This is a genomic window from Pandoraea pnomenusa (genome assembly GCF_040391475.1).
In the GTDB taxonomy this organism is placed as follows: Bacteria; Pseudomonadota; Gammaproteobacteria; order Burkholderiales; family Burkholderiaceae; genus Pandoraea; species Pandoraea pnomenusa_C.
This window is the reverse complement of record NZ_JBEBXS010000013.1, coordinates 1-25,179: the sequence shown is the minus strand read 5'-3', so window position 1 is coordinate 25,179 and position 25,179 is coordinate 1. Positions and strand designations below refer to the sequence as shown.

The 25,179-nt window shown below is 63.1% G+C and carries 26 protein-coding genes; 16 read left to right on the top strand and 10 right to left on the bottom strand.

Translation table 11 applies throughout. From position 1 onward, the window contains the following. Positions 1-9: 9 nt before the first annotated feature. On the top strand, positions 10-1,122 hold the full coding sequence (locus ABWO90_RS15015) for an enoyl-CoA hydratase/isomerase family protein (protein WP_353192029.1): 1,113 nt from the start codon (positions 10-12) through the stop codon (positions 1,120-1,122). 58 nt (positions 1,123-1,180) lie between these two features. Here ABWO90_RS15015 and ABWO90_RS15010 read toward each other — a convergent pair whose 3' ends face one another. Then, positions 1,181-1,594 (bottom strand): hypothetical protein, encoded by a 414-nt coding sequence (locus ABWO90_RS15010; RefSeq protein WP_353192028.1) that lies wholly within the window; start codon positions 1,592-1,594, stop codon positions 1,181-1,183. Positions 1,595-1,762: 168 nt separating this feature from the next. Continuing rightward, the gene (gene lexA, locus ABWO90_RS15005) at positions 1,763-2,416 is read right to left on the bottom strand and encodes a transcriptional repressor LexA (RefSeq protein ID WP_353192027.1); all 654 of its coding nucleotides are present in this window, start codon (positions 2,414-2,416) and stop codon (positions 1,763-1,765) included. Between the two features lie 273 nt (positions 2,417-2,689). Between lexA and ABWO90_RS15000 the strand changes: the two genes are divergently transcribed. The 6 genes from ABWO90_RS15000 (at position 2,690) to ABWO90_RS14975 (ending at position 8,843) form a co-directional block, all read left to right on the top strand. Next, positions 2,690-3,721: a sulfate ABC transporter substrate-binding protein gene (locus ABWO90_RS15000; protein ID WP_502922624.1), complete on the top strand. Its 1,032-nt coding sequence runs from the start codon at positions 2,690-2,692 to the stop codon at positions 3,719-3,721. A gap of 16 nt (positions 3,722-3,737) precedes the next feature. Then, positions 3,738-4,601 carry a sulfate ABC transporter permease subunit CysT gene (gene cysT / locus ABWO90_RS14995; protein WP_353192026.1) on the top strand — a complete coding sequence of 288 codons (864 nt, stop codon included), beginning with the start codon at positions 3,738-3,740 and terminating at the stop codon, positions 4,599-4,601. A gap of 26 nt (positions 4,602-4,627) precedes the next feature. After that, a complete protein-coding gene (cysW, locus tag ABWO90_RS14990) occupies positions 4,628-5,533 on the top strand; it encodes a sulfate ABC transporter permease subunit CysW (RefSeq protein ID WP_353192025.1) in 906 nt (301 codons plus the stop codon). Positions 5,534-5,562: 29 nt separating this feature from the next. Then, complete coding sequence (locus ABWO90_RS14985; protein WP_353192024.1) at positions 5,563-6,639, top strand: sulfate/molybdate ABC transporter ATP-binding protein; 1,077 nt, start codon at positions 5,563-5,565, stop codon at positions 6,637-6,639. 106 nt (positions 6,640-6,745) lie between these two features. Next, positions 6,746-7,684 (top strand): CysB family HTH-type transcriptional regulator, encoded by a 939-nt coding sequence (locus ABWO90_RS14980; RefSeq protein ID WP_353192023.1) that lies wholly within the window; start codon positions 6,746-6,748, stop codon positions 7,682-7,684. 118 nt (positions 7,685-7,802) lie between these two features. Further along, on the top strand, positions 7,803-8,843 hold the full coding sequence (locus ABWO90_RS14975; protein WP_353192022.1) for an asparaginase: 1,041 nt from the start codon (positions 7,803-7,805) through the stop codon (positions 8,841-8,843). A gap of 231 nt (positions 8,844-9,074) precedes the next feature. Here the strand turns inward: ABWO90_RS14975 and ABWO90_RS14970 are convergent, their stop codons facing one another. The 3 genes from ABWO90_RS14970 to gcl form a co-directional block, all read right to left on the bottom strand. After that, the gene (locus ABWO90_RS14970) at positions 9,075-10,058 is read right to left on the bottom strand and encodes a 2-hydroxy-3-oxopropionate reductase (protein WP_502922623.1); all 984 of its coding nucleotides are present in this window, start codon (positions 10,056-10,058) and stop codon (positions 9,075-9,077) included. A 169-nt stretch (positions 10,059-10,227) separates the two neighbouring features. Further along, entirely contained in the window at positions 10,228-11,019 is a 792-nt protein-coding gene (gene hyi / locus ABWO90_RS14965; RefSeq protein WP_353192021.1) for a hydroxypyruvate isomerase, read from the bottom strand. 165 nt (positions 11,020-11,184) lie between these two features. Then, complete coding sequence (gene gcl / locus ABWO90_RS14960) at positions 11,185-12,951, bottom strand: glyoxylate carboligase (RefSeq protein ID WP_353192020.1); 1,767 nt, start codon at positions 12,949-12,951, stop codon at positions 11,185-11,187. Between the two features lie 121 nt (positions 12,952-13,072). On the opposite strand from gcl, the gene ABWO90_RS14955 reads away from it, so the two are divergent. The 9 genes from ABWO90_RS14955 to ABWO90_RS14915 all read left to right on the top strand — a co-directional run bounded on the left by ABWO90_RS14955 (position 13,073) and on the right by ABWO90_RS14915 (position 19,726). Next, complete coding sequence (locus tag ABWO90_RS14955) at positions 13,073-13,984, top strand: LysR family transcriptional regulator (protein WP_353192019.1); 912 nt, start codon at positions 13,073-13,075, stop codon at positions 13,982-13,984. A gap of 195 nt (positions 13,985-14,179) precedes the next feature. Further along, on the top strand, positions 14,180-14,557 hold the full coding sequence (gene rpsF / locus ABWO90_RS14950; RefSeq protein ID WP_353192018.1) for a 30S ribosomal protein S6: 378 nt from the start codon (positions 14,180-14,182) through the stop codon (positions 14,555-14,557). Positions 14,558-14,607: 50 nt separating this feature from the next. Beyond that, entirely contained in the window at positions 14,608-14,910 is a 303-nt protein-coding gene (gene priB, locus ABWO90_RS14945; protein ID WP_353192017.1) for a primosomal replication protein N, read from the top strand. Between the two features lie 2 nt (positions 14,911-14,912). Beyond that, on the top strand, positions 14,913-15,194 hold the full coding sequence (gene rpsR, locus ABWO90_RS14940; RefSeq protein WP_010803800.1) for a 30S ribosomal protein S18: 282 nt from the start codon (positions 14,913-14,915) through the stop codon (positions 15,192-15,194). 27 nt (positions 15,195-15,221) lie between these two features. After that, entirely contained in the window at positions 15,222-15,674 is a 453-nt protein-coding gene (gene rplI / locus ABWO90_RS14935) for a 50S ribosomal protein L9 (RefSeq protein ID WP_353192016.1), read from the top strand. Positions 15,675-15,969: 295 nt separating this feature from the next. Beyond that, complete coding sequence (locus ABWO90_RS14930) at positions 15,970-17,337, top strand: replicative DNA helicase (RefSeq protein WP_353192015.1); 1,368 nt, start codon at positions 15,970-15,972, stop codon at positions 17,335-17,337. Positions 17,338-17,451: 114 nt separating this feature from the next. Continuing rightward, on the top strand, positions 17,452-18,078 hold the full coding sequence (locus ABWO90_RS14925; RefSeq protein WP_353192014.1) for a DUF47 domain-containing protein: 627 nt from the start codon (positions 17,452-17,454) through the stop codon (positions 18,076-18,078). Positions 18,079-18,091: 13 nt separating this feature from the next. Further along, on the top strand, positions 18,092-19,102 hold the full coding sequence (locus ABWO90_RS14920; RefSeq protein WP_353192013.1) for an inorganic phosphate transporter: 1,011 nt from the start codon (positions 18,092-18,094) through the stop codon (positions 19,100-19,102). A 360-nt stretch (positions 19,103-19,462) separates the two neighbouring features. Continuing rightward, positions 19,463-19,726, top strand: a complete 264-nt coding sequence (locus tag ABWO90_RS14915; protein ID WP_353192012.1) for a cupin domain-containing protein — start codon at positions 19,463-19,465, stop codon at positions 19,724-19,726. A 1-nt stretch (position 19,727) separates the two neighbouring features. Here ABWO90_RS14915 and ABWO90_RS14910 read toward each other — a convergent pair whose 3' ends face one another. From ABWO90_RS14910 to ABWO90_RS14890, 5 genes are all read right to left on the bottom strand, one after another. Beyond that, complete coding sequence (locus ABWO90_RS14910; protein WP_353192011.1) at positions 19,728-20,564, bottom strand: C40 family peptidase; 837 nt, start codon at positions 20,562-20,564, stop codon at positions 19,728-19,730. Positions 20,565-20,752: 188 nt separating this feature from the next. Further along, on the bottom strand, positions 20,753-22,507 hold the full coding sequence (locus ABWO90_RS14905) for a PhoH family protein (protein WP_353192010.1): 1,755 nt from the start codon (positions 22,505-22,507) through the stop codon (positions 20,753-20,755). Positions 22,508-22,805: 298 nt separating this feature from the next. Next, positions 22,806-23,267, bottom strand: coding sequence for a peroxiredoxin (locus tag ABWO90_RS14900; RefSeq protein ID WP_353192009.1), 462 nt, complete (start codon positions 23,265-23,267; stop codon positions 22,806-22,808). Positions 23,268-23,320: 53 nt separating this feature from the next. Beyond that, entirely contained in the window at positions 23,321-24,229 is a 909-nt protein-coding gene (locus tag ABWO90_RS14895) for a polysaccharide deacetylase family protein (RefSeq protein ID WP_353192008.1), read from the bottom strand. Between the two features lie 161 nt (positions 24,230-24,390). Then, a partial coding sequence (locus ABWO90_RS14890; RefSeq protein WP_353192007.1) for a bifunctional UDP-4-keto-pentose/UDP-xylose synthase occupies positions 24,391-25,179 on the bottom strand: 789 nt, incomplete at its 5' end.

Here is a 25,179-nt window from a genome sequence, read left to right as displayed (position 1 = left end):
TTGTCCGACATGACCGAATTTGTACGCACCGAAATCCGTGGCCGCATCGGCTTCATCACGCTGGCGCGACCGAAGGCACTCAATGCGCTGTCGCACGATATGATTCGTGCGCTGGCATCGGCGCTCGACACGTGGCGCGACGATCCGAATGTCCTTGGCGTCGTATTGCAGGGTGAAGGGGAGAAGGGGCTGTGCGCGGGGGGCGACATTCGTTACTTCCATGAGGCGGTGAGCGCAGGACGCACCGACATCATGGATTTCTTCACCGACGAGTACCGGCTGAACTACACGATCGCGACCTATCCGAAACCCTACATCGCCTTGATGGACGGTGTGGTGATGGGCGGCGGCATGGGGATCTCGCAGGGCGCGGCGTTGCGGGTCGTGACCGAAGCCACGCGCATGGCCATGCCGGAGACGGCGATCGGTCTGTTCCCGGACGTTGGCGGCGGTTACTTCCTGGCGAATCTCGCCGGGCATCTGGGCGAGTATCTCGGCACGACGGGTATCGTGTTCGGCGCGGTGGATGCCTGTGAAATCGGTCTGGCGGATGTGGTCCTGCCGCGCGCTTCGTTGCCCGCGCTGTGCGATCTGCTGGCGAACGGCGCATGGCAGGACGGCGACGCCGTACTCGAAGCCGCACGCACATTCGTTCGAGAAAGTCTGCCGCCGGCTGGCTTGGCACCGGGCAAGCTCGCACCGCTGCGCGACGTCATCGACAGCCATTTCGGTCTGCCCGATATGCCGGCGATTCTGAAGTCGCTCAAGCACGAAGCGCGCTGCGAGTATTCGGGTTGGGCGGAAGAGACGGAAGACCTCCTGCGCACCAAGCGCTCGCCGCTGATGGTGTGCGTCACGCTGGCGCAAGTACACCGCGCGCGCAAACTGTCGCTGGCCGGTGAGTTGCGCGAGGAATGGTTGATGATGCGCAGCGTCTTTAATCTCGACGGCCGCACCGGGGCCGAGGGCGTTGAAGGCATTCGCGCGATGGTCGTCGACAAGGACCACACGCCGCGCTGGCAGCACGAGCGTATCGAAGCCGTGGCGCCTGCTGACATTGCGCGCTTCTTCGATGGCGAGCGTCACGGCGCCGACAACCCGTTGCGCGATCTGGGGGCGTGAGCGTCAGCCGCCGCAGTGCTACGGCCGTCGCATTGCGGCGACGGCCGTGGTCAATCCTTTACACCGCCGCCTGACAGAACTGCTCACCCACGGCCTGGTCGAGCTTGCGGCAGATATCGGCGATGCTGCCGACCATCACGATGTGCGACACATCGCGATACACGCGGACATCGTGTCCGTCGCGTGCCGACGTCTCGTCGCGACGCTGCTGTTCACGCACGTCGCGCGACGCCTTGACGGCCTTGCCGGCGGGGCAGGCGCGACGCGACGCCACAGCGGCCGCCCGTGTGCGGGGCAGCGCCGTAATGCGCGAGCGTGCGGGCACCGTGTATGAACGGGCAATGGCGGGCGCCGAAGCAAACGGGCCGGACAGCGCCGAGAGGCCATAGACGGCCGACAGGCGCGTCTGCGACGTCATGCGAATACGGGGCTGACCAAAAGACGTACGCAGCAAACCAAAGAGTCGAGCCATGATGCGATCCTTCCTTCAATGTGGGTCTGAGGGACGCGTCCTGCCACGTCATTCGCAAATTTCGGGCGCAGCAGGGCACGGGCGCCGGACCCAGCCCGGCGCAGTCGGAAAAGCAAATCGTCAGGGAGTGGGGCGCTGCGTCAGGTGACGCAGTCCCCGTGTTCGCACTTAGAGATCGTTATTGCGGATCAGACCGACCGCAATGCCTTCCAGCGCGAAGTCGCCGCTACCTTCATCGACGTTGATGTTCTCGAAATCGGGGTTCTCGGCGATCAGTTCCACGCCGCCGGGCACTCGATGGAAACGCTTGACCGTGACGTCGTCGCCGATACGGGCCACGACGATCTGACCTTCACGGGCATCGGCCGCCTTCTGCACGGCGAGCAGGTCGCCGTCGAGAATGCCGGCGTCGCGCATCGACATCCCACGTACCTTCAGCAGGTAGTCGGGCTGGCGCGCGAACATGTTCGGATCGCACTGGAAATTGCGTTCGATGTGCTCCTGCGCCAGGATCGGGCTACCTGCCGCAACGCGCCCGACGAGCGGCAGCGACAGTTGCATGAGACCCATGTGCGGGAGCGTGAACTGATGCGTGCCGCCCGCGTCGTCCAGGCGCTTGAGGCGGATGCCGCGCGATTGACCGGCGGCCAGTTCGATCACCCCTTTGCGCGCTAGCGCCCGCAGGTGCTCCTCCGCAGCGTTGGCGGAAGAAAAGCCAAGCTCGGCGGCAATCTCGGCGCGTGTCGGCGGAAAGCCGGTGCGCTCGATCGCTTGCTGAACCAGTTCGTAGACCTGCTGTTGACGGGCGGTAAGTTTGATCATGGCATCACTGTATGGAAGCACAGGTGGCTGTATTTTTGTACAGTGTTTGCAAAAAGGCAAGGGAAAACTTCATGTAGTGCATGAAGTTCACACGCTTTTGCCACAGGCTCGCCCGATCGCGACGGGCCTTCCCAGGGTGCCCGAGCCGTCATCAGCACAAATCGGCTAATCCTTATTCCGGCATAAACAAAAGCGAAAATATTATTTTTAATTATTTAGACGTCCCCATAGACTGGGCTCCTACACACGAGAAGCAAACAAGGAGTGCAAGTCATGAGCAAAGCAGCACGGGGATGGAAAGCTAAAAAGCTGGGCGTCGCACTGGGCGGTCTGGCACTTGCCGCGACGATGACGATTCAGGCGCACGCCGCGAGTCTGTCGCTGCTCAACGTGTCGTACGACCCGACGCGCGAGCTGTACGCCGACTACAACAAGGCTTTCGAAGCCCACTACAAGCAGACGACCGGCGACACGGTCACGGTGAAGGCCTCGCACGGCGGCTCGGGCAAACAGGCCCGCACCGTGCTCGACGGCGCACCGGCCGATATCGTCACGCTCGGCATTTCCGCCGACATCGATGAACTGGCCCAGGCCGGTCTCCTGAACAAGGACTGGCAGAAGCGCCTGCCGGACAATGCCACGCCGTACACGTCGACCATCGTGTTGCTCGTGCGCAAGGGCAATCCCAAGCAGATCAAGGACTGGGGCGATCTCGTCAAGCCGGGCATCGGGGTGGTCACGCCGAACCCGAAGACGTCGGCCGGCGCACGATGGAACTACCTCGCCGCATGGCTTTATGCGCTCAAGCAACCGGGCGGTAATGAGCAGAAGGCGCAGGACTTCGTGAAGGCGCTCTACAAGAATGTGGGCGTACTCGATTCGGGCGCGCGCGGTGCGACCACCACATTCGTCGAGCGCGGCATTGGCGACGTGCTGATCGCCTGGGAAAACGAGGCACTCCTGTCGGTGAAGGATCTCGGTCCGGACAAGTTCGACATCGTCGTGCCGTCGTCGTCGATCCTGACCGAGCCGCCGGTGGCTGTCGTCGACAAGAACGTCGACAAGCACGGTACGCGCAAGGCCGCAGAAGCCTATCTGCAATGGCTGTACTCGCCGCAAGGGCAGGAAATCGCCGCGAAGCACTTCTACCGTCCGCGCTCGCCGGAAATCGCGAAGAAGTACGAGTCGCAGTATCCGAAGCTCAAGCTCTACACGGTCGACGCCGATCTGGGCGGCTGGACGAAGACGCAGGCGAAGCACTTCGCCGATGGCGGCATCTTCGATCAGATCTACACCAAGAAGTAAGGTCGGGGGCCATCGCATGAGTACCGCACTGTTTCCACTTTGGCGCAAGCCGAGCGCATTGCCGGGCTTCGGCCTGACGATGGGCTACACCGTCGCGTACCTGAGCCTCGTGGTGCTGGTGCCGTTGCTGATGGTCTTCATCAAGGCGAGCTCGCTCGACTGGGCGAGCTTCGTCACTGCCGTGAGTTCGCCGCGCGTGCTCGCCTCGTATCGCCTGACGTTCGGGATCTCGCTGGCGGCGGCGATCCTGAATGCCGTGTTCGGCTTCGTACTGGCATGGGTGCTGGTGCGCTACACGTTCCCGGGCAAGCGTTTCGTCGACGCGCTGATCGACCTGCCGTTCGCCTTGCCGACGTCGGTCGCGGGCATCGTGCTCGCGGCGATCTACGCGCCCAACGGCTGGGTCGGACGCTGGTTCGAGCCGCTCGGCATCAAGATCGCATTCACGCCGCTGGGCATCTTCGTCGCACTCACCTTCATCGGGCTGCCGTTCGTGGTGCGCACGTTGCAGCCGGTGCTCGAGGAGTTCGAGCGCGAACAGGAGGAGGCGGCGGCCTGCCTGGGCGCGACGCGCTGGCAGACGTTACGTCGCGTCATTCTTCCTGCGGTGCTTCCCGCGTTGCTGACCGGTTTCGCGCTGGCCTTCGCGCGCGCCGTGGGGGAGTACGGTTCGGTCATCTTCATTGCCGGCAATATCCCGATGGTCTCGGAGATCACGTCGCTGCTGATCGTCACGAAGCTCGAACAGTTCGACTATGCAGGCGCCGCGGCGTTGGCCGTGGTGATGCTGGTGATTTCGTTCGTCTTGCTGCTCCTCATCAACACGCTGCAATGGTGGCTGCAACGCCGTCATTCCGGGCGCCGCGCCAGTGGCGTGTGATTTCCGTTCAGAGAACGTTTTCGATCATGTCCGATTCACTCGCAATCTCGCAGACCTTGCCGCCGGTCACACGGACGCGCAAGGCCGATCCGACCGATGAGCCCGCGCTCGTCAAGGCGGTGCTCATTGTCGTGGCGCTGCTCTTCTTTGCGCTGTTCCTCGTGCTGCCGCTGGCGTCCGTGTTCGTCACTGCGCTGGGCAAAGGACTGGCGGCATATTGGGAGGGGCTGACGAACGACGACGCGCTCTCCGCGATTCGTCTGACGCTGCTGATTGCGCTCATCGCCGTGCCGCTGAACCTGGTGTTCGGCGTGGCGGCGTCGTGGGCGATCGCGCGTTTCGATTTCCGGGGAAAGAGCGTGCTCACCACGCTCATCGACCTGCCGTTTTCGGTGTCGCCGGTGATCGCGGGCCTTACGTTCCTGCTGATCTTCGGGCGTCAGGGGCCGCTGTGGGACTTTCTCGATGCCCACGACCTGAAGATCGTGTTCGCGCTGCCGGGCCTGGTATTGGCGACCGTATTCGTCACGTTCCCGTTCGTGGCACGCGAACTGATTCCGCTGATGCAGGCGCAAGGCAGCGAGGAAGAAGAGGCCGCGCGGGTGCTGGGCGCGAGCGGCTGGCAAGTGTTCACCCGCGTAACGCTGCCGAAGATCAAGTGGGGCCTGCTGTACGGCGTGATTCTGTGCAACGCCCGTGCGATGGGCGAGTTCGGCGCGGTGTCGGTCGTCTCCGGCCATATTCGCGGCGAAACGAACACGTTGCCGCTGCATGTGGAAATTGAATACAACGACTATCACACGGTGGGGGCCTTTGCCGCGGCGTCGATTCTCGCGCTGCTCGCCCTCGCAACATTGGGATTGAAGCTGTGGGCCGAGCGCAAGCTGGCGCAGGACAAGGCAGCGCGTCGTGAAGACGCCGTACAGGCCTGAGCGCCTGCATCATTCGAGGAGCAAGACAGATGAGCATCCAGGTACAACAGGTTTCGAAGCGCTTCGGCGAATTCGCGGCGCTCGACGACGTCAGTCTCGAATTCCCCACCGGCGAACTGGTTGCGCTGCTCGGGCCGTCGGGCTGCGGCAAGACCACGTTGCTGCGTATCGTGGCGGGGCTCGAATTTGCCGATGCCGGGCGCGTCGTGCTCAACGGTGAGGACGTGGCGTCGGTGGGCACCCGCGAGCGTCAGGTGGGGTTCGTGTTCCAGCACTACGCCTTGTTCCGTCACATGACGGTATTCGAGAACGTGGCGTTCGGCCTGCGCGTGAAGTCGCGCCGCGAACGCCTCTCCGACGCACAGATTCGCAGCAAGGTGCATGAGTTGCTGGGCCTCGTGCAGCTTGACTGGCTCGCCGATCACTATCCGGCAGAGCTCTCGGGCGGGCAACGCCAGCGTATCGCGCTGGCGCGCGCGCTGGCGGTCGAGCCGAAGGTGTTGCTGCTCGACGAGCCGTTCGGCGCACTCGACGCGAAGGTGCGCAAGGAATTGCGCAGCTGGCTGCGCCGGCTGCACGACGAATTGCACATCACCACGATCTTCGTCACGCACGATCAGGAGGAAGCGCTTGAAGTGGCCGATCGCATCGTGCTGATGAATCGCGGCAAGGTCGAGCAGATCGGGGCGCCGCAGGATGTCTACGACACGCCGCAAAGCGCCTTCGTCTACGAGTTTCTCGGGGCCGCGAACCGCTTGTCGGGCGAGCTGCGCACGCACGACTTCATTGCCGATGCCGGTGCGTATCGCGTGAGCGTGCACAAGGACGATCTGCCGGCGCTGCCGAAGGACGGCCGGGCCATCGCCTACGTGCGTCCGCACGACCTGGCGCTACTGCCCGCGCATGACGGTGGCCCGGGCATCGACGTGGCGGTACGTCGCGCGATCCCGCTGGGCGGCACGGTGCGTGTGGAGCTGGCCGCACCGGGCGATGCCGTGTGGGAAGCCGAACTCACGCGCTCTGGCTGGCAGGCGCTCGGCGCGGAGAACGGCGCCCCGTTGCGCGCCGTGCCGCGTCAGTTGCGGGTGTTCTCGGCGCAGGCATAGGCGGGCAGCGGCAAGCACAAAACAACAAGCAGCAGGCAGTACAGGACACATCGGACGCCACGGACATCGGCGGCGGGACAGACAGGTAACAGGGCGGAGTCACCTCATGAATTTCCAGCAATTGCGCTACGTGCGCGAAGCGGTTCGGCAGAACCTCAACCTGACGGAAGCGGCGAGTGCGTTGTACACGTCGCAGTCGGGCGTCAGCAAACAGATCAAGGACCTCGAGGACGAGCTTGGCGTCGATGTCTTCGTGCGTCGCGGCAAGCGGCTGACGGGGCTGACGGAGCCCGGCAAGGCAGTGCTGCAACTGATCGAGCGCATGTTGCTCGACGCCGAGAACCTGCGCCGCGTGGCGCGTCAGTTCGCGGATCAGGACAGCGGTCACCTTGTGGTGGCCACCACGCACACGCAGGCGCGCTATGCGTTGCCGCAGGTCATCAAGCAGTTCACGAGCGTGTATCCGAAGGTGCATCTGGCCCTGCGTCAGGGCAGCCCGCGCCAGATCGCGCAGATGGTCATCGACGGCGAGGCCGACATCGGCATTACGACCGAGGCGCTCGACCGGTTTCCGGATATCGTCACGTTCCCGTGCTATTCCTGGCATCACGTGGCCGTGGTGCCGAAAGACCACCCGCTGGTCGGCCGCCCGAATGTGACGCTCGCCGATATCGCCGAATATCCGATCATCACCTATGACGGCGACTTCACGGGACGCTCGCACGTGGACAAGGCGTTCACCGACCAGGGGCTGGTGCCGGACATTGTGCTGACCGCGCTCGATACGGACGTCATCAAGACGTATGTCGAACTCGGTCTGGGCGTGGGCATCGTCGCGGCGATGGCCGTCGATCCGCGCAAGGACCAGGATCTGGCGGTGCTGGAGCTGGACAACGCGTTCGAGCCGAGCACGACGCGAATCGGCTTGCGTCGCGGCGCCTTCCTGCGCTCCTACGCGTATCGCTTCATCGAAATGCTCGCCCCGGCGCTCAAGGAGCAGGAAATCTCGACGCAGTTGCGCGAGGCGCTGGAGTTCGCTGCATAAGTCTGCGAAAGTCCGTCGTACCAGTCCGCATCACGCCGCATCATCGATCCCGCCGGACCTGGCGGGATCGATATTTTCAGCGATTGGGAAGCGCGGCAGTATTGGATACAATCGCTGCATGACCCTGACCTCATTCAACCCCATTCCGCACTACACCGTAGCTTCCGGCGAATTGCCGCGCATCGCGCTGCTTGCCACCGGCGGGACGATTGCGGGTAGCGCGGCCGACGCCACGCGTACCGCCGGTTATCAGGCCGGGGCGCTGGGTGTTCAGGATCTGCTTTCGGCCGTGCCTGCACTGGGCACCGTGGCACATATCCACGCGGAGCAGGTCGCACAGATCGACAGCAAGGACATGAGCGTTTCGCTCTGGCAGAAGCTGGCGGCGCGGGTGAACGCGTTGCTCTCGCAGCCGGACGTCGCGGGGGCCGTGATCACGCACGGTACCGATACGCTCGAGGAAACGGCGTATTACCTGCATCTGACGGTCAACAGCCGCAAGCCGGTGGTGCTCACCGCCGCCATGCGGCCCGCCACGGCGCTCTCGGCCGACGGCCCGCTCAATCTGCTCAACGCGGTGCGCGTGGCCACGGACCCGATTTCCGCCGGGCGTGGCGTGATGGTTGCCATCAATAACCAGATTCATTGCGCGCGTGACGTCGTCAAGACCAGCACTTACAAGGTCGATGCGTTCCATTCGCCCGAGATCGGCGTGCTCGGCTGGGTGCAGGACGAACGCGTTGCCTTCCAGCGCGCCGCAATGCAGTACCACACGGTCGAGAGCGAATTCGTCGGACTCTCGGGCGAGCTGCCGGCGGTGGAAGTGGTGTCGAGCTATGCGGGCGTGTCGCGCATTGCGGTGGACGCGCTCGTCGAAGCCGGCGTGCAGGGCATCGTGGTCGCCGGTACGGGCAACGGCTCGCTGCATTGGCTGCTGCAACAGGCGCTCGCCGAGGCGGTTCAGCGCGGCGTCACAGTGGTGCGCTCGGCGCGCGTGGGAAGCGGTCATGTCATGCACAACGGCGCCGCGCCCGACGATCAGTACGGCTTCGTGAGTGCCGGCAATCTTCACCCCTACAAGGCACGCGTGCTGCTGATGCTGGCCTTGCAGGCCGGCGTGCCGCACGAGCGCATGCAGAGCCTGTTCGACGAATATTGATCCGCGCACGGGCCGGTCTTCGCCTGTCGTCGTGCAATCGTTCGCGCCTCACGAGATTTACACACAAAAAAATACGGCGCCGGTCTCGCTCTCGCGTGACTTGCGCCGTGACGTTCGGCGCGGTGCCGTCGGTTTCCCGCGGCGCCGCTGCCAGTACACTCTGGTACCTCTCACTACTCCCTGCGGACGGCTTTTCCCGCCGTTTTCTTCGTCTTCTCGCGAACTACCCGGTTACGCGACGGTATGGTTGGCGAGCATTTCCAGCGCGCGCACCATGCCCGAGTGATCCCACGCCGCGCCACCGTTGGCGGCACAGGCGTTGAACAGTTCCTGCGCCGTTGCCGTGTTCGGCAGCGACACGCCGAGCGTCTTCGCGGTTTGCAGCGCCAGGTTCAGATCCTTCTGGTGCAGCGCGATGCGGAAACCCGGTTCGAAGTTGCGCTTGACCATGCGCTCGCCGTGCACTTCGAGAATGCGCGACGAGGCAAAGCCACCCATCAGGGCTGCGCGCACCTTGGCCGGATCGGCGCCAGCCTTCGAGGCGAACAGCAGCGCTTCGCCCACGGCTTCGATCGTCAGGGCGACCACGATCTGGTTGGCGACCTTGCAGGTCTGGCCGGCACCGGATTCGCCCACGAGCGTGATGTTCTTGCCCATCAGTTCGAAGAACGGCTTGACGTCGTCGAACGCCGCTTGCGAGCCACCGACCATGATCGACAGCGAGGCGGCCTTGGCGCCGACTTCGCCACCCGAGACCGGGGCGTCGAGGTATTCGCAGCCCAGCGCCTTGATCTTCTTGGCGTATTCCTTCGTTTCGATCGGCGAGATCGAGCTCATGTCGACCACGATCTTGCCGGCCGTCAGGCCTTCGGCGAGACCATCCTGACCGAACAGCACGGCGCCCACGTCGGGGGTATCCGGCACCATCACGAACACGATGTCGGCGCGCTTGGCGACTTCCTTGGCCGACGTGCAGACCGTGGCCTGGCCGTCGATCAGGTCTTGCGGCGGCGTGCGGCGCTCGTACAGGAACAGCTTGTGACCGGCGTTCTGCAGATGCTTCGCCATCGGCGCGCCCATGATGCCCAGACCAATGAAACCGAGTTGTGCCATTTCAAGACTCCTTGTTGCCAAAGTTTGTGATGTGTTGTCGCCGACCGTTGGACGAGCGGGGCGGTGGTACGCCGTGGCGTGACCCCCGGACTCCGGCCGCATGCCCCCTGCATGCGGCCGGCGGGGCCCTTCCTCGTCGAAACCCGGTCGGCCGGTGCGCCGCGCAGGTGGCGCGGCAACACCGTCATTCGTTCGCGTGGCACCGGGGGAGGCGCCGCGCGGGTGAGCGGGGGTGTGCGACTTGCGTCTTTCGTTCGCGAGCGGGCGGCGCTCAGGCCGCTTCGCGCAGTCCTGCCGCCTTGAACCAGCCGAGGCCGTCGGTCGTGGTGGTCGCGGGCTTGTACTCGCAACCGATCCAGCCGTTGTAGCCAATGCGATCGAGGAACGCGAAGAGGTACGCGTAGTTGATCTCGCCCGTGCCCGGCTCATTGCGGCCCGGGTTGTCGGCCAGCTGCACGTGAGCGATGCGCGCCAGATTCGTCTCGATGGTCTTGGCGAGCTCACCTTCCATGCGTTGCATGTGATAGATGTCGTACTGCAGGAACAGGTTGTCCGAGCCGACGGCGTCGAAGATCTCGAGTGCCTGCTTCGTGCGATTCACGAAGAAGCCGGGAATGTCGTAGGTGTTGATCGGCTCGACCAGCAGGCGGATGCCTTCGGCCTTGAGCGCGTCGGCGGCGAAGCGCAGGTTGCCCACGAGCGTCTCGGTGGCGGCTTGCGTTGACAGATCGGCGCCTTGCTTGCCCACGAGGCAGTTCAGTTGCTTCACGCCGAGTGCCTTGGCGTAGGTGATGGCTTCGCCCACGCCGTCGCGGAATTCGGCGACGCGATCGGGGAAGATGGCGATGCCGCGCTCGCCGGCGTCCCAGTTACCTGCGGGCAGGTTGTGCAGCACGAGGTCGAGCTGGTACTGGTTGAGCTTGTCGGCGATCTGGTCGCGGTGGAACGCGTACGGGAACAGGAACTCCACGCCGCGAAAGCCCGCTGCGGCGGCCGCCTTGAAGCGGTCGAGGAACGGCACCTCGTTGAACAGCATGGTCAGGTTGGCGGCAAATTTCGGCATTGCGCTGACTCCTCTCTCTCTTCTTTAGGGGGTGGTTTCGACGATTTCGATGCAAGGGTGTTGCAAGGTTGCAGGGCACGCGCTTTGGCCGCTGACCGGGTCCTAGGGGTCTAGCCGGAAGCGGAGGGGACGCACGCGCCCCGCAATCCGTTTCACGTTCGCGGCTTACGCCGTGACCGTGCTGTCTTCTTCCACGACGTCGATGATTTCTTCGAACTCATTGACGTTGTTGATCTCGGTGCCCATGGCGATGTTCGTCACGCGCTCGAGAATCACTTCCACGATCACCGGCACCGAGAACTCGGCCATCAGCTTGCGGGCCTGTTCGAACGCGGGCTGGATGTCGTTCGGCTGGAACACGCGGATCGCCTTCACGCCGAGGCCTTCGGCGACCTTCACGTGATCGACGCCGTAGCCGTTCACTTCCGGCGAGTTCACGTTCTCGAACGCGAGCTGCACGCAGTAATCCATGTCGAAGTTGCGCTGCGCCTGACGGATCAGGCCCAGGTACGAGTTGTTCACGACCACGTGGATGTACGGCACCTTGAATTGCGCGGCCACGGCCAGTTCTTCGATCATGAACTGGAAGTCGTAGTCGCCCGAGATCGCGACCACGTCCGACGACGGCGACGCGACCTTTGCGCCGATGGCCGCCGGCACCGTCCAGCCCAGCGGGCCCGCCTGGCCGCAGTTGATCCAGTGACGCGGCTTGTTCACATGCAGGAACTGGGCGGCGGCGATCTGCGACAGACCGATGGTCGAGACATAGCGCACGTCGCGGCCGAAGAACGCGTTCATTTCCTGGTACACGCGTTGCGGCTTGATCGGCACCTGATCGAAGTCCGTGCGACGCAGCATGGTGCGCTTGCGCTTCTGGCAGTCGGCGACCCATTGCGCGCGATCCGGCAGGCGGCCCGCCGCCTTGAGTTCCTTCGCGACTTCGACGAACAGCTTGAGCGCGGCCTTGGCGTCGGAGACGATGCCGTAGTCCGGGCCGAATACGCGGCCGATTTGCGTCGGCTCGATGTCGATGTGCACGAACTTGCGGCCTTTGGTGAAGACGTCGACGCTGCCCGTGTGGCGGTTCGCCCAGCGGTTGCCGATGCCCATCACGAAGTCCGACGCGAGCATCGTGGCGTTGCCGAAGCGGTGCGAGGTCTGCAGGCCGACCATGCCGGCCATGAGCGGGTGATCGTCGGCGATGGTGCCCCAGCCCATGAGCGTGGGCACGACCGGCACGTTCACCGTCTCGGCGAATTCGACGAGCAGGTCGGCGGCGTCGGCGTTGATCACGCCACCGCCGGAAACGATCAGCGGACGCTCCGAAGCCACCAGCATTTGAATGGCTTTCTCGGCCTGAGCACGCGTAGCGGCAGGTTTGTATACCGGCAGCGGTTCATACGTTTCCGGATCGAATTCGATCTCGGCGACCTGCACGTCGAACGGCAGGTCGATGAGCACCGGACCCGGGCGGCCCGAGCGCATCAGGTGGAACGCTTGCTGGAACACGCGCGGCACGAGCGCCGGCTCACGCACGGTGACGGCCCACTTCGTGACCGGCTTCGCGATCGACTCGATGTCGACGGCCTGGAAGTCTTCCTTGTACAGACGGGCGCGCGGGGCCTGACCCGTAATGCACAGAATGGGGATGGAATCGGCTTGTGCCGAGTACAGGCCGGTAATCATGTCGGTGCCTGCGGGGCCCGACGTCCCGATACACACGCCGATGTTGCCGGCTTCGGCACGGGTGTAGCCTTCGGCCATATGCGACGCGCCTTCCACGTGGCGCGCGAGCACGTGCTCGATGCTGCCGGCCTTGCGCATTGCCGAGTAGAACGGGTTGATGGCGGCGCCCGGCACCCCGAACGCGGTGGTGATACCTTCCTTCTCCAGCACGCGGACGGCGGCCTCTACGGCGGTCATCTTGGCCATGTGACTCCTCCAATGGGTAATGAGTATTGATGTTGGAGGTCACTTTAAGCCGGTACGATTTGTTTGATAAGATCACAAAAGATCGTTTTTTTAAGAACAAAAAGTATCGAATGGAGATGCCGTGGACCGTTACAAGCAGATCGAGACTTTCGTGCAGGTGGCCGAGGCGGGCAGTCTGGCCGCTGCAGCGCTCAAGGAGGGCGTTTCGCCGGTGATTCTCGGGCGGCGCATCGACGCCCTCGAAAAGCGGCTCGGCATCAAGCTCATGTACCGCTCGACGCGACGGCTGGCGCTCTCGGAAGAGGGTGGCGCGTTCCTGGAGCGCTGCAAGCAGTTGCTGGGCGACTGGGAGATGGCGGAGAACGAGATCAGCGCCGGGCGCCATGCGGTCTCCGGTCACCTGATCGTGTCGGCGCCTGCGGCGTTTGGCCGCAAGCACGTCGCGCCGCACGCGCCGGCGTTCCTGCGGCAGCATCCCGAAGTGCAGATCTCGTTCAACCTGACCGACCGGGTGGTGGATATCGTGCGCGAGGGCTACGACATGGGCATTCGCATCGGCGGGTCCGTCGACCCGAACTTCGTGGCCGTCAAACTTGCCCAGAACCGGCGTGTGGTTTGCGGCACACCCGCCTATTTCGCGCGGCACGGACGGCCGAAGACGCTCGAAGACCTCTCGAAGCACAATTGTCTGGCGTTCAATCTGCAGGGCGGGCAGCAGCGCGGCTGGTATTTCAAGCGGCAGGGCAAGCTGGTGACGACCCGTGTGGCAGGCAATCTGGACTGCAACGACGGGGAGTTGCTGCACCGCTGGGCGCTCGAGGGCCTCGGACTGGGTTGGCGCTCGACCTGGGAGATCCAGCGGGAGCTGCTCTCGGGAGAACTGGAGACCGTGCTCGACGAGTACGCCTTACCCGATTACGACATCCTCGCCGTGTATCCCCAGCAGCGCTTCCAGCCCGCGCGGGTGCGGCTTTTCATCGAACAGCTGCGGCAGATTTACGCCCGCCCGAACTACTGGCTGGAAAACGGCTGATGCCGACCGGGCTGCGCTCCCGGAAGCTCCGGAAATGGCTGGAACATGGACGGAATGCGGGCTGAATGCGGAGTACGCGCCGGCACCGATCGGGCGGGAGTTGATGATCGACATGAAATCCGCTAGAATCGCGGGTTCTGCAACCTTGCTGCACTGGTTCTGACGCCCAGGCAGCTTTGTCCATAAGGAGCTCATATGCGTCATTATGAAATCGTATTCATCGTTCACCCCGATCAAAGCGAGCAAGTGCCTGCGATGATCGAGCGCTATCGCAGCACGGTCGAAAGCCATCAAGGCACGATCCACCGCGTCGAAGACTGGGGTCGTCGTCAACTGGCTTACATGATCGAGAAGCTGGCGAAGGCTCACTACGTCTGCATGAACATCGAGTGCAACCAGGAAACCCTGGACGAGCTGGAACACGCATTCAAGTTCAACGACGCTGTTCTGCGCCACCTCGTCGTCAAGATGAAGAAGGCCGAGACGGCACCGTCGCCGATGATGAAGGAAGTGGCCCGCGAAGAAGCCAAGAAGGCTGCCGCGACGCCCGCGACCGAAGCCGCTGCTTCGTAATTAGCTAGCGCACTGGAAAGCATCAGGGCGCCAACGGAACCATCGAACGCGTGAATCGCTTACGGCTCGAGGCCAGCATCGTCGAAATCGGCACGCTGCGCTATACCCCGGCCGGGCTCCCCGTGATCGATGTGACGCTGGCCCATGTGGGAACGACGGAAGAGGCGGGTGTTGCCCGTCAGGTCGAGTTCTCGATACCGGCAGTTGCGATCGGTCCCATCAGCGCCAAAGTCATGGCGTTGGGACTCGAGAAACCGGCCCAGTGGGCAGGGTTTCTGGCCAAGAAGCATCGCAATAGCCGCACCCTGGTGTTTCACATCACAGCATTGCAAGAATTTGAAAAGGATTGTTGAACATGCCGCGTCCTAACGGTAAAAACAAGAAGTTTGATCGCCGCCGCCAACAGCAAAACCCGCTGTTCAAGCGCAAGAAGTTCTGCCGCTTCACCGTCGCTGGTGTCGAGCAGATCGATTACAAGGATGTCGAAACGCTGAAGGACTTCATCGGCGACAACGGCAAGATCACCCCGGCTCGCCTGACGGGTACCAAGGCGCACTACCAGCGCCAGCTCGATACGGCTATCAAGCGCGCCCGCTTCCTGGCGCTGCTGCCGTACACCGATCTGCACGGTGCTTAATCGCCAGTCGACGAAGGAGAATAGATAATGCAAGTGATTCTGCTGGAAAAGGTCGTCAACCTGGGTAACCTCGGCGACATCGTGAAGGTCAAGGACGGTTTCGCACGTAACTTCCTGATCCCGAGCAAGATGGCTCGCCGCGCCACCAAGGACGCGATCGCCGAATTCGAAGTTCGCCGCGCCGAACTGGAAAAGGCCGCCGCCGAGAAGCTGGCTGCCGCACAAGCCGAAGGCGAAAAGCTGGCTGGCCTGACCCTGCAAATCTCGCAGAAGGCCGGCGTTGACGGTCGTCTGTTCGGTTCGGTCACCAACTTCGACATCGCTGAAGCCCTGGGCACCCAAGGTTTCAAGGTTGAGAAGATGCAAGTGCGTATGCCGAACGGCCCGCTCAAGACCGTGGGTGATTTCCCGGTCCAGGTGGCACTGCACACGGACGTCGTTGTCGACGTGAACGTGTCGGTGCTCGGCGAGCACGCCTAAGTCGTACCCGCGTCAGCTTCCCGACGCGATCCAAAGACGGAAGTCGGTGTCACCGGCTTCCGTTTTTTTATGTCTGTCCGTTCTGTTGTGTAGGCTGCCGGAACGCCCGGTTGCCGGTCATGTCTTTGCCGACCGTTCGCCGGTCGCGCCCCTGTCCACGTTCGTCACTGTTCCATAGCTCCGCCTTATGCTGCCTCCAGGGAAACTGCTGAACAAACCCCGTTCGGAAAAGTCGTCGCGCAAGCGGGAATTTTCCGGGACGGATCGTGATCGTGGGGACGGTATAATGCCCGGCATGAACGCGCCCGACCCCCAGCTCGATTCGCTCAAGGTGCCTCCGCACTCCATCGAGGCGGAGCAATCCGTGCTCGGCGGCCTGTTGCTCGATAACAGCGCGTGGGATCGTATCGGCGACTTCGTGGCGGATTCGGACTTCTATCGCTACGATCACCGGATCATCTATCAGCACATCGGTCGCCTGATCGCCAGCGACCGGCCTGCCGACGTCATCACCGTTTTCGAATCGCTGACCTCAGCCGGTAAAGGCGACGAGGTGGGCGGGCTCGCCTATCTGAACGCCCTCGCACAGAATACGCCGAGCGCGGCGAACATCCGCCGTTACGCGGAAATCGTGCGCGATCGTGCGGTGCTGCGCAAGCTCGTGACGGTGGCCGACGAGATCGCCTCCGACGCCTTCAATCCGCAAGGCAAGGAAGTGCGTCAGATGCTCGACGAGGCGGAAGCGAAGGTTTTCGCCATTGCGGAAGAGGGCTCGCGCAGCACGAGCGGCTTCCTCGAGCTTCAGCCGCTGCTCACGCAAGTGGTCGAGCGCATCGACGAGCTGTACCACCGCGAAGGCGGCAGCGACATCACCGGGATTCCCACCGGCTTCGTCGATCTGGATCGCATGACGTCGGGCTTCAACGGCGGCGATCTGATCATCGTGGCGGGCCGCCCGTCGATGGGTAAGACGACCTTCTCGATGAACATCGGCGAGCACATCGCAGTGGAAGAGGGCTTGCCCGTCGCCGTGTTCTCTATGGAAATGCCGGGCACGCAGCTGGCCATGCGTATGCTGGGTTCGGTGGGGCGTCTCGATCAGCATCGTCTGCGTACCGGCAAGCTGGTCGACGAAGACTGGCCGAAGCTCACGCATGCGATGCAGAAGATGAACGAGACGCAGTTGTTCGTCGACGAAACGCCTGCGCTCAACCCGATGGAACTGCGTGCGCGCGCGCGGCGTCTGGCGCGTCAGTGTGGCAAGCTCGGGCTGATCATCATCGATTACTTGCAGCTCATGAGCGGTTCGGGCGGCGGTGAAAACCGTGCGACCGAAATTTCCGAAATCTCGCGTTCGCTCAAGGGCCTGGCCAAAGAGCTGAACGTGCCGGTGATTGCGCTCTCGCAGCTCAACCGAAGTCTCGAACAACGCCCGAACAAGCGTCCGGTCATGTCTGACCTGCGCGAATCGGGCGCTATCGAACAGGATGCCGACATCATCCTGTTCATCTATCGCGACGAAGTGTACAACCCCGATACGCCCGACAAGGGCACCGCCGAGATCATCATCGCGAAGCAGCGTAATGGTCCTATCGGCCACGTGCGTCTGGCGTTCATCGGTGCGTACACGAAGTTCGACAATCTGGCGGGTCCCCAATACTGACACACTGATTTCCACTCGTTCGGAAGGACGTGCGACGATGCACGCCCGCGACGAGGTAGAATGTGACGTTTTTGTGTCGACCCGTCCCCTATCAATACCCGGAGTTTTCCAATAATGTTCGGTCGCTTCATGCCCACCGAGGGCAAGTTCTTTGACCTGTTCAACCAGCACGCGGCATGCATGGTTGCTGGCAGCCGTGAGCTGTCCGCCATGCTCAACGATCTGCCAAATGCCGAGGCACGCACCGTTGCCGTGCAGAACAACGAGAAGAAAGCGGATCGCATCACGCACGAGACCATCGACCTGATGCACAAGACGTTCATCACGCCTTTCGACCGCGATGAGATCCATAAGCTGATCAGCACCATGGACGACATCCTGGATCTGATGGAAGACGTGGCGACGGCCGTGTGGATGTACGACATCAAGAGCGTGCCGTCCGAGGCGCGCACGCTCGGCGAGATCTGCGTGAAGTGCTGCGAGCGCGTGCAAACCACCGTGGCGCTGCTCTCCGATATGGATCAGGCGCGCGAAATCCTGAAGCTCTGCGAAGAGATCGACGGTCTGGAATCGGAAGCCGATCGCCTGCTGCGTGCCTCGTTGTCGAAGTTGTTCCGCGAAGAGTCCGATGTGAAGGAACTGATCAAGCAGAAGGCCGTGTCCGAACTGCTCGAGTCGGTGACCGACAAGTGCGAAGACGTTGCCAACATCATCGAAGGCATTGTGCTGGAAAACGCCTGAGCGGAGACTTTCGATGGCAACGCTGCACATCAGCCTTTGGCTGGTCGGACTATTGGTCGTTCTGGCGCTTCTGTTCGACTTCATGAACGGCTTTCACGACGCCGCCAACTCCATCGCTACGGTGGTGTCGACGGGCGTGCTCAAGCCGCACCAGGCGGTGGCTTTCGCCGCCATGTTCAACATCATCGCGCTGTTCGTCTTCCACCTGAAGGTGGCGGCGACGGTGGGCAAGGGCACGGTTCACCCCGAGATCGTCGATCACTATGTGATCTTCGGTGCGCTCGTGGGGGCCATCGCCTGGAACATCATCACGTGGTACTACGGCATCCCGTCGAGCTCGTCGCACGCCCTGATCGGCGGTCTGGTGGGTGCGGCGGTGGCCAAGGCCGGCACGGGTTCGCTCGTGGCGAGCGGCCTGCTGCAGACGGTGGCGTTCATTTTCGTTTCGCCGCTGCTCGGTTTCGTGCTCGGTTCGTTCTTCATGCTGCTCGTGTCGTGGCTCTTCTTCCGCACGCCACCCGCACGCGTGGACCGCTGGTTCCGGCGCCTGCAACTGGTCTCGGCCGGTATGTACAGTCTGGGTCACGGTGGTAACGACGCACAGAAGACCATCGGTATCATCTGGATGCTGCTGATCGCAGCCGGCTTGTGGCCGCAGGAAGCGGCAGAGCCGCCGCTGTGGGTGATCGTGGGCTGCTATCTGGCCATCGGTCTGGGCACGATGTTCGGTGGCTGGCGGATCGTGCGTACGATGGGGCAAAAGATCACGAAGCTCAAGCCAGTGGGCGGCTTCTGCGCGGAAACGGGCGGGGCGTTCACGCTGTTCTTCGCATCGTGGCTCGGCGTGCCGGTCTCGACCACCCACACGATTACCGGCGCCATCGTCGGCGTGGGCGCGACGCGCAAGCTGTCCGCCGTGCGCTGGGGCGTGGCCGGAAACATCGTCTGGGCCTGGGTGCTCACGATTCCGGCGTCGGCGTTCATCGCGGCGATCGCCTGGTGGGTCGGCAAGCAGTTCCTGTGATGTTTTGAGATGCGGATGCCGTCTCGAGGCGGCATCCCCGTCAGGAAGCGGAAAAAGCGGCTACGGCCGCTTTTTTTGTGTCGACGTCACCTATCGTCGCCATTGGGGGAATCAATTTCAATAGTCAATTGCAATTGATTATTATTTGTTAATAGTGTTTTGTCGATTCCCTTTGGAGGCTACCATGAGTGCATTGATTCATACGTCGTTGCGTCGTCGCGCGCTTGGCGCCACGCTGATGGGTGTGGCAATCAATGTCGGGGGTGCAGCGGCACTGCTCGCGCATCTGAGCTGATTTCCGCGAGCCGTCGACGCGATGTCGACGAACCGTCGCCAACCTTCGCCGTGATGGAGATCCGCATGCAACGCGACGTATTTGAGCGCGAGCTGGCCCGGGAGGGCTTCACGGAACGGGTGACGGTGACGAGAGAAGCGGGGCATCTGGACACGCACGCGCATCCGTTCGAGGCGAAGGCGTTGATTCTGTCCGGCGAAATCGTCATCCGCGTGGGTGGCGAGGCGCAGACCTATCGTGTGGGCGACGTGTTTCATCTTCCGGCCCACGAACCCCATTCCGAGCAATACGGACCGGCCGGCGTGCAGTATCTCGTCGGCCGGAAGTAACCTACATCGAGCTGTTGGCGAAACGTGCGATCGGGTCGTCGTCCTGCAACGATGGCACGCTCAGGTTCGCCGTGCTGCTCGGTGGGGCTGCCTGCGGCAGGTCCATCGGTGAGGGCGTGGCAGCGGTGAGGGGGCGGTTCGGTGCGGTATTCATCGGGACGCTTGCGGCAACTGCGGTCTGCGGCACCGGGGCCTGAGCGACAGGTGCCGGTGGAGGCGCCGTGCGATTCACGTAGGTGGTGTTGCCTGCCGGCGCCTTGTTGGCGGCGACACGGCGCACACCGTCGATCCGCTTCGCCCAGTACGGAATGTAGAGACTCTCCAGGCGCACCGTGCCCCCCGAGTTGGGTGCGTGCACGAATTTCCCCTGACCCACGTAAATGCCCACATGCGAGTGGGCGCGCCCCGTCGTATTGAAGAAGATGAGATCGCCGGAGGCGAGATCGTCTCGCTCCAGCACGGTGCCCACACCGCTCATGTCGGCGGTCGTGCGCGGCAGATTCACGCCTGCGGCACGCGCGACCACATAGCGCACGAGGCCGCTGCAATCGAAACCGGAATCGGGGGTGTTCCCGCCGTAGCGGTAAGGAATGCCGACGAGACTCATCGCTTCGAGCGTGATTTCTTCCTGTCCGGCACTGCGCTCCGGTCCCATCGTGCGGTTGCCATAGTTCGCACTACTGCCTTGTCTGACTGACGGGCCGGACGAGCAGGCCGCCACCAGCAACGTCAGTGACAACACCGTGATGCAGCGCCACGACGCGCTCGGCAGGGCCGCCGGCTGCGTCGCGTAGCGGGCAAGAAAGCGAGGCGTGCGGAGAGGGCGCTGGATTCGCATGCGCCGAGTTTACGACGCCTTTCGGGCAAATGCATCGCAGAAGTGGCGAAATGCGGGCATTCTGTGGCATCGACGTCACAAATCAGCCGCTTCCCAGGCGATTTCGTCACCTGAGCGCCACGTGTACCACGTCGACGCCCATAAAAAACGGCGCCCGAAGGCGCCGTTGTCTCGAACACGGTGAGATGTCAGAGGATCTCGGCCGCGTAATCGGCGAGTCGCGAACGTTCGCCGCGCGCGAGCGTGACGTGTCCGCTATGTCCCCAGCCCTTGAAGCGATCCACCACGTAGGTGAGCCCCGAGCTGCCTTCGGTGAGGTACGGCGTGTCGATCTGCGCGATGTTGCCCAGGCAGATCAGCTTGGTGCCGGGACCTGCACGCGTGACCAGCGTTTTCATCTGCTTCGGCGTGAGGTTCTGCGCCTCGTCGATGATCACGAACTTGTTCACGAAGGTGCGTCCGCGCATGAAGTTCATGCTCTTGACCTTGAGTCGCGAGCGGATCAATTCCTGCGTGGCTGCACGGCCCCATTCACCGGCAGAGTCGTCGGTCTTCTGCAGCACCTCGAGGTTGTCGTCGAAAGCCCCCATCCACGGTTGCATCTTCTCTTCCTCGGTGCCCGGCAGGAAGCCGATATCTTCACCGACGGGCACGGTCGCGCGCGTGATGATGATCTCGTTGTAGCGCTTCTCGTCGAGCGTCTGTGCGAGGCCGGCGGCAAGCGCGAGCAGCGTCTTGCCGGTGCCTGCCTGACCGAGCAGGGTGATGAAGTCGACTTCCGGATTCATCAGCAGGTTCAGCGCGAAGTTCTGCTCGCGGTTGCGTGCCGTGATGCCCCACACGTTGTTCTTGTGGTGCCCGTAGTCACGCAGCGTTTGCAGCAGCGCCGTCTTGCCGTTGATCTCACGCACCTGCGCGTAGAACGGCGCCTCGCCGTTGTTCGTCTCCAGATAGACGAACTGGTTGATGAGGAAGTTGGCGCACAGCGGCCCGGTAATGCGATAGAACGTGGTGCCGGTCCGGTTGTCCTGCCAGCTCTCCATGCCCTTGCCGTGCTTGGTCCAGAAGTCCGGCGGCAGGGCCATTACGCCCGAGTACAGCAGATCGCTGTCTTCGAGCACCTTGTCGTTGAAGTAGTCTTCCGCGGGCAGGCCGAGCGCATGCGCCTTGACGCGCATGTTGATGTCTTTCGACACCAGCACGACCTGACGATCGCGGAACTTGTTCTGCAAGGCGCGTACGACACCCAGAATCTGGTTGTCCGCCTTGCCCTGCGGCAGCCCTTCGAGGGGCGGGACTTCGGGCAGATCGGTCTGGAAGTACAGGCGTCCGGCGGCGTCCTTATTGCCGAGGCGCGAAAGCGGAATGCCTTCGGCCATGGAGTTCGAGCCGCTCTCGGCCACCAGCCCGTCGAGCGTGCGGCTCACCTGACGCGCGTTGCGCGCCACTTCCGACATGCCCTTCTTGTGATTGTCGAGCTCTTCCAACGTCATCATGGGCAGATAGACGTCGTGCTCTTCGAAGCGGAACAGGCTGCTCGGGTCGTGCATGAGCACGTTCGTGTCGAGCACGAAGAGCTTGGCCGGTTCCTGATCCTTGTTGCGGGCACGTTTTGCGCCTGCGCCGGTGGCCGACGACTTCACGGCCTTGAGCGACGTGGCGGCGGTGCCGGTGTCTGCCGAAGGCGGCGACTGCGGCGAACGTGCGGAAGGCGACGGCTGTGCTGCAGTCTGCGTCGCCGGCGATGTCTTGGGGACAACCTTCAATTCGGCCGTGCCGGACGCGCCGGCGGTACCCGCTGCACCAGACGTCTCGCCCAGTGCATGTTGTTCAGACGAGGGGATCGGTTTCTTGGCCTCCGTGCGCGAAGGTTTGAGGCGAGTGGGGAATTGTTCCGGGGCAAGCAGCGTGCCCGGTTTGGTCGGCGCCGATGGCAATGGCATAGATTTCCCGTTCAAGAAAACACAACACTACTCGGCCGGGACAGACCGCGGTACAACATGTCCCGGCAACAAAAAAGCCGCCTGCCCGGACGCACCGGAGAGGCGGCTTGGCTGAAGGCGCCGCCTTGGCGACGCCTGCAATTGTCTCGTTCAATGCGCTTGATCATTACGGCTGACTATAGCGTCTCTCGCCGTGCTTGTATAGCGTCGAATGCCCTTGGTGGCGCTCGCCAGCAGCCTGTGCGCAACACCGCTGCGAATAGCGCTCGCGTCGTGCCGCTGGCGGTGCCTCGGGCGCTCAGAGCGCTTGAACGGCAGCCAGGACTTCGTCGACGTGATCGGGCACGCGCACGCCACGCCACTCCTTGCGCAGTACACCCTTTTCGTCGATCAGGAACGTGCTGCGCTCGATGCCCATATGTTCTTTGCCATACAGTTTTTTCAACTTGATGACACCGAACAGTTGGCAGACCGCTTCGTCGCCATCGGAAATCAGCGGGAAGGGCAGGCCGAGCTTCTTCTGGAAATTTTCGTGCGAGCGCAGGCTGTCGCGCGACACGCCGATGATCTGCGCGCCAGCGGCCTGAAACTGCTCGTAGTTGTCGCGGAAGTTCATGCCTTCCGTCGTGCAGCCCGGGGTGTTGTCCTTCGGGTAGAAGTAGATCACGACCTTCTGGCCGCGATGCGCCTTGAGCGAAAAATCGCCGCCGGTGGCCGGTGCGGTGAAATCGGGCACGAGGGTGTCGATGGCTACCGTCACTATGGTCTCCTAGGGTGGCCTTGCGAGGCCGGAACGGGGAAGAGGGTTCAGGCTCAGGCGTTGGCTGCCCGGCCCTCGAGAATCAGATCGCCTGAGCGGCCCGGGATTTCGCCCCAGACCACCGGATGTGCCGGCAGCGTGGCGAGATCGAGCGTCTCGTAGTACTGGCCCATCGTCACCAGATCATGCCCCTGGCGACGCCATCCGGCCAGCAATTGACGGAACAACGGCGCCAGCTTCTGGCCTTCGAGTTCCGCATGCAGCGTGAACACGTGATCTTGCGCCGGATCGCGGGTCAGGGCAAGCAGATGCTCGGCCACGCCGTTGATGTCCCGCCCGTCGATACCGAGCAGCTCGTCCACCGTGGGCAGCGTCGTCGGCATTTGCACGTGCTTCAGTCGCACGCCGTCGACGATCGGGTAATGCGGCGCCTGACCACGGCCGTCCGACGCATATTTCATGCCCCAGGCGTCGATCTGACGGAAGGCGTCGTTGTTCATCTGCCAGCCGGCGGCGCCGTGCGTGAGCGGCGGGGCGCCAAAGATCTGCGTGAAGCGGGCATGCGCCTGCGTCATCTGGCGTTGCGTCCACGCGGCGTCGCGCGTGCGCACGTTGTCTTGCCAGTACGTGTGATCCCACGTGTGGATGCCGGTCTCGTGACCCGCGTTCTGCACGGTGCGCATGACATCCGCCGCACGACGGCCGATGTCCGGGCCGGGGAGCAGGGTGCCGTACATGAGGGTCTTGAAGCCGTAGTGTTCGACGACCGACGTGCGGGAGACTTTTTTCAGAAAGCCGGGGCGAAAGACACGCTTGAGCGCCCAGCCGGTGTGATCCGGCCCGAGGCTGAACAGGAACGTCGCCTGCGCGTCATGCTCGGCCAATGCGGCGAGCAGATTGGGCACGCCTTCGCGGGTACCGCGCAGGGTGTCCACATCGATCTTCAGAACAATTTTGGCCATAGCCACCCTTGTGTGAGGCATCGCGCAGTGCCACGCGCTGCCTGTCGAATTCCGTTGCCGAGTGAAAAACGCCCGATGCGCCAAGGGCGCACCGGGCGTGCAGTGCTTGTGCCGCCGATGCCACCCGCAACCATGATGTGGCGGGTGCGGCGGCTGTCGCGTTATTCGCCCTCGACCAGGCGGCGGGCTTCCGCGACGTGACCGCGATACGCTTCGAAAATCTTGCGCAGCGCGTCGTCCATCGACGTGGTCGGCGCCCAGCCGAGTTCCTGCATCGTGTTTTCGATCTTCGGCACGCGGTTCTGCACGTCCTGGTAGCCGTTGCCGTAGTAGGCGCCCGACGACGTTTCGACGAGCTGGACCTTCTTGGCCGTCTCGGCGTACTCGGGGAATTCGCTGGCCAGCTTGAGCATCATGTTGGCCAGTTCGCGCACCGAGAAGTTGTTCTTCGGATTGCCGATGTTGTAGATCTTGCCGCTCGCAACGTTGTTCTTGTTGTCGATGATGCGCACCAGGGCGTCGATACCGTCGTCGATATCGGTAAACGCACGCTTCTGATTGCCGCCGTCGACCAGGCTGATGTTCTCACCGCGGGCGATGTGGCCGAGGAACTGCGTGACCACGCGCGACGAACCTTCCTTCGGCGTGTAGATCGAGTCCAGGCCGGCGCCGATCCAGTTGAACGGACGGAACAGCGAGAAGTTCAGGCCTTCCTGCATGCCGTAGCCCCAGATCACGCGATCCATCAGCTGCTTCGAGCAGGCGTAGATCCAGCGCGGCTTGTTGATCGGGCCGTAGATCAGCGGCGAGTCTTCCGGATCGAACTCGCTGTCGGTGCACATGCCGTAGACCTCCGAGGTCGACGGGAACACCAAGTGCTTGCCGTACTTCACGGCCGAACGCACGATCGGCAGGTTCGCCTCGAAGTCGAGTTCGAACACGCGCAGCGG

Excerpts from the sequence above, each read along its gene's own strand:
- cysT (WP_353192026.1), top strand. The coding sequence starts at position 3,738 with ATGAGTACCGCACTGTTTCCACTTTGGCGCAAGCCGAGCGCATTGCCG.
- rpsF (WP_353192018.1), top strand. The coding sequence starts at position 14,180 with ATGCGTCATTATGAAATCGTATTCATCGTTCACCCCGATCAAAGCGAG.
- rpsR (WP_010803800.1), top strand. The coding sequence starts at position 14,913 with ATGCCGCGTCCTAACGGTAAAAACAAGAAGTTTGATCGCCGCCGCCAA.
- ABWO90_RS14930 (WP_353192015.1), top strand. The coding sequence starts at position 15,970 with ATGAACGCGCCCGACCCCCAGCTCGATTCGCTCAAGGTGCCTCCGCAC.
- ABWO90_RS14975 (WP_353192022.1), top strand. The coding sequence starts at position 7,803 with ATGACCCTGACCTCATTCAACCCCATTCCGCACTACACCGTAGCTTCC.
- ABWO90_RS15015 (WP_353192029.1), top strand. The coding sequence starts at position 10 with ATGACCGAATTTGTACGCACCGAAATCCGTGGCCGCATCGGCTTCATC.
- ABWO90_RS14905 (WP_353192010.1), bottom strand. The coding sequence starts at position 22,507 with ATGCCATTGCCATCGGCGCCGACCAAACCGGGCACGCTGCTTGCCCCG.
- ABWO90_RS14970 (WP_502922623.1), bottom strand. The coding sequence starts at position 10,058 with ATGCGGCCGGAGTCCGGGGGTCACGCCACGGCGTACCACCGCCCCGCT.
- ABWO90_RS14895 (WP_353192008.1), bottom strand. The coding sequence starts at position 24,229 with ATGGCCAAAATTGTTCTGAAGATCGATGTGGACACCCTGCGCGGTACC.
- ABWO90_RS14910 (WP_353192011.1), bottom strand. The coding sequence starts at position 20,564 with ATGCGAATCCAGCGCCCTCTCCGCACGCCTCGCTTTCTTGCCCGCTAC.
- ABWO90_RS15000 (WP_502922624.1), top strand. The coding sequence starts at position 2,690 with ATGAGCAAAGCAGCACGGGGATGGAAAGCTAAAAAGCTGGGCGTCGCA.
- gcl (WP_353192020.1), bottom strand. The coding sequence starts at position 12,951 with ATGGCCAAGATGACCGCCGTAGAGGCCGCCGTCCGCGTGCTGGAGAAG.
- rplI (WP_353192016.1), top strand. The coding sequence starts at position 15,222 with ATGCAAGTGATTCTGCTGGAAAAGGTCGTCAACCTGGGTAACCTCGGC.
- lexA (WP_353192027.1), bottom strand. The coding sequence starts at position 2,416 with ATGATCAAACTTACCGCCCGTCAACAGCAGGTCTACGAACTGGTTCAG.
- ABWO90_RS14925 (WP_353192014.1), top strand. The coding sequence starts at position 17,452 with ATGTTCGGTCGCTTCATGCCCACCGAGGGCAAGTTCTTTGACCTGTTC.
- ABWO90_RS14980 (WP_353192023.1), top strand. The coding sequence starts at position 6,746 with ATGAATTTCCAGCAATTGCGCTACGTGCGCGAAGCGGTTCGGCAGAAC.
- ABWO90_RS14915 (WP_353192012.1), top strand. The coding sequence starts at position 19,463 with ATGCAACGCGACGTATTTGAGCGCGAGCTGGCCCGGGAGGGCTTCACG.
- ABWO90_RS14920 (WP_353192013.1), top strand. The coding sequence starts at position 18,092 with ATGGCAACGCTGCACATCAGCCTTTGGCTGGTCGGACTATTGGTCGTT.
- ABWO90_RS15010 (WP_353192028.1), bottom strand. The coding sequence starts at position 1,594 with ATGGCTCGACTCTTTGGTTTGCTGCGTACGTCTTTTGGTCAGCCCCGT.
- ABWO90_RS14985 (WP_353192024.1), top strand. The coding sequence starts at position 5,563 with ATGAGCATCCAGGTACAACAGGTTTCGAAGCGCTTCGGCGAATTCGCG.
- hyi (WP_353192021.1), bottom strand. The coding sequence starts at position 11,019 with ATGCCGAAATTTGCCGCCAACCTGACCATGCTGTTCAACGAGGTGCCG.
- cysW (WP_353192025.1), top strand. The coding sequence starts at position 4,628 with ATGTCCGATTCACTCGCAATCTCGCAGACCTTGCCGCCGGTCACACGG.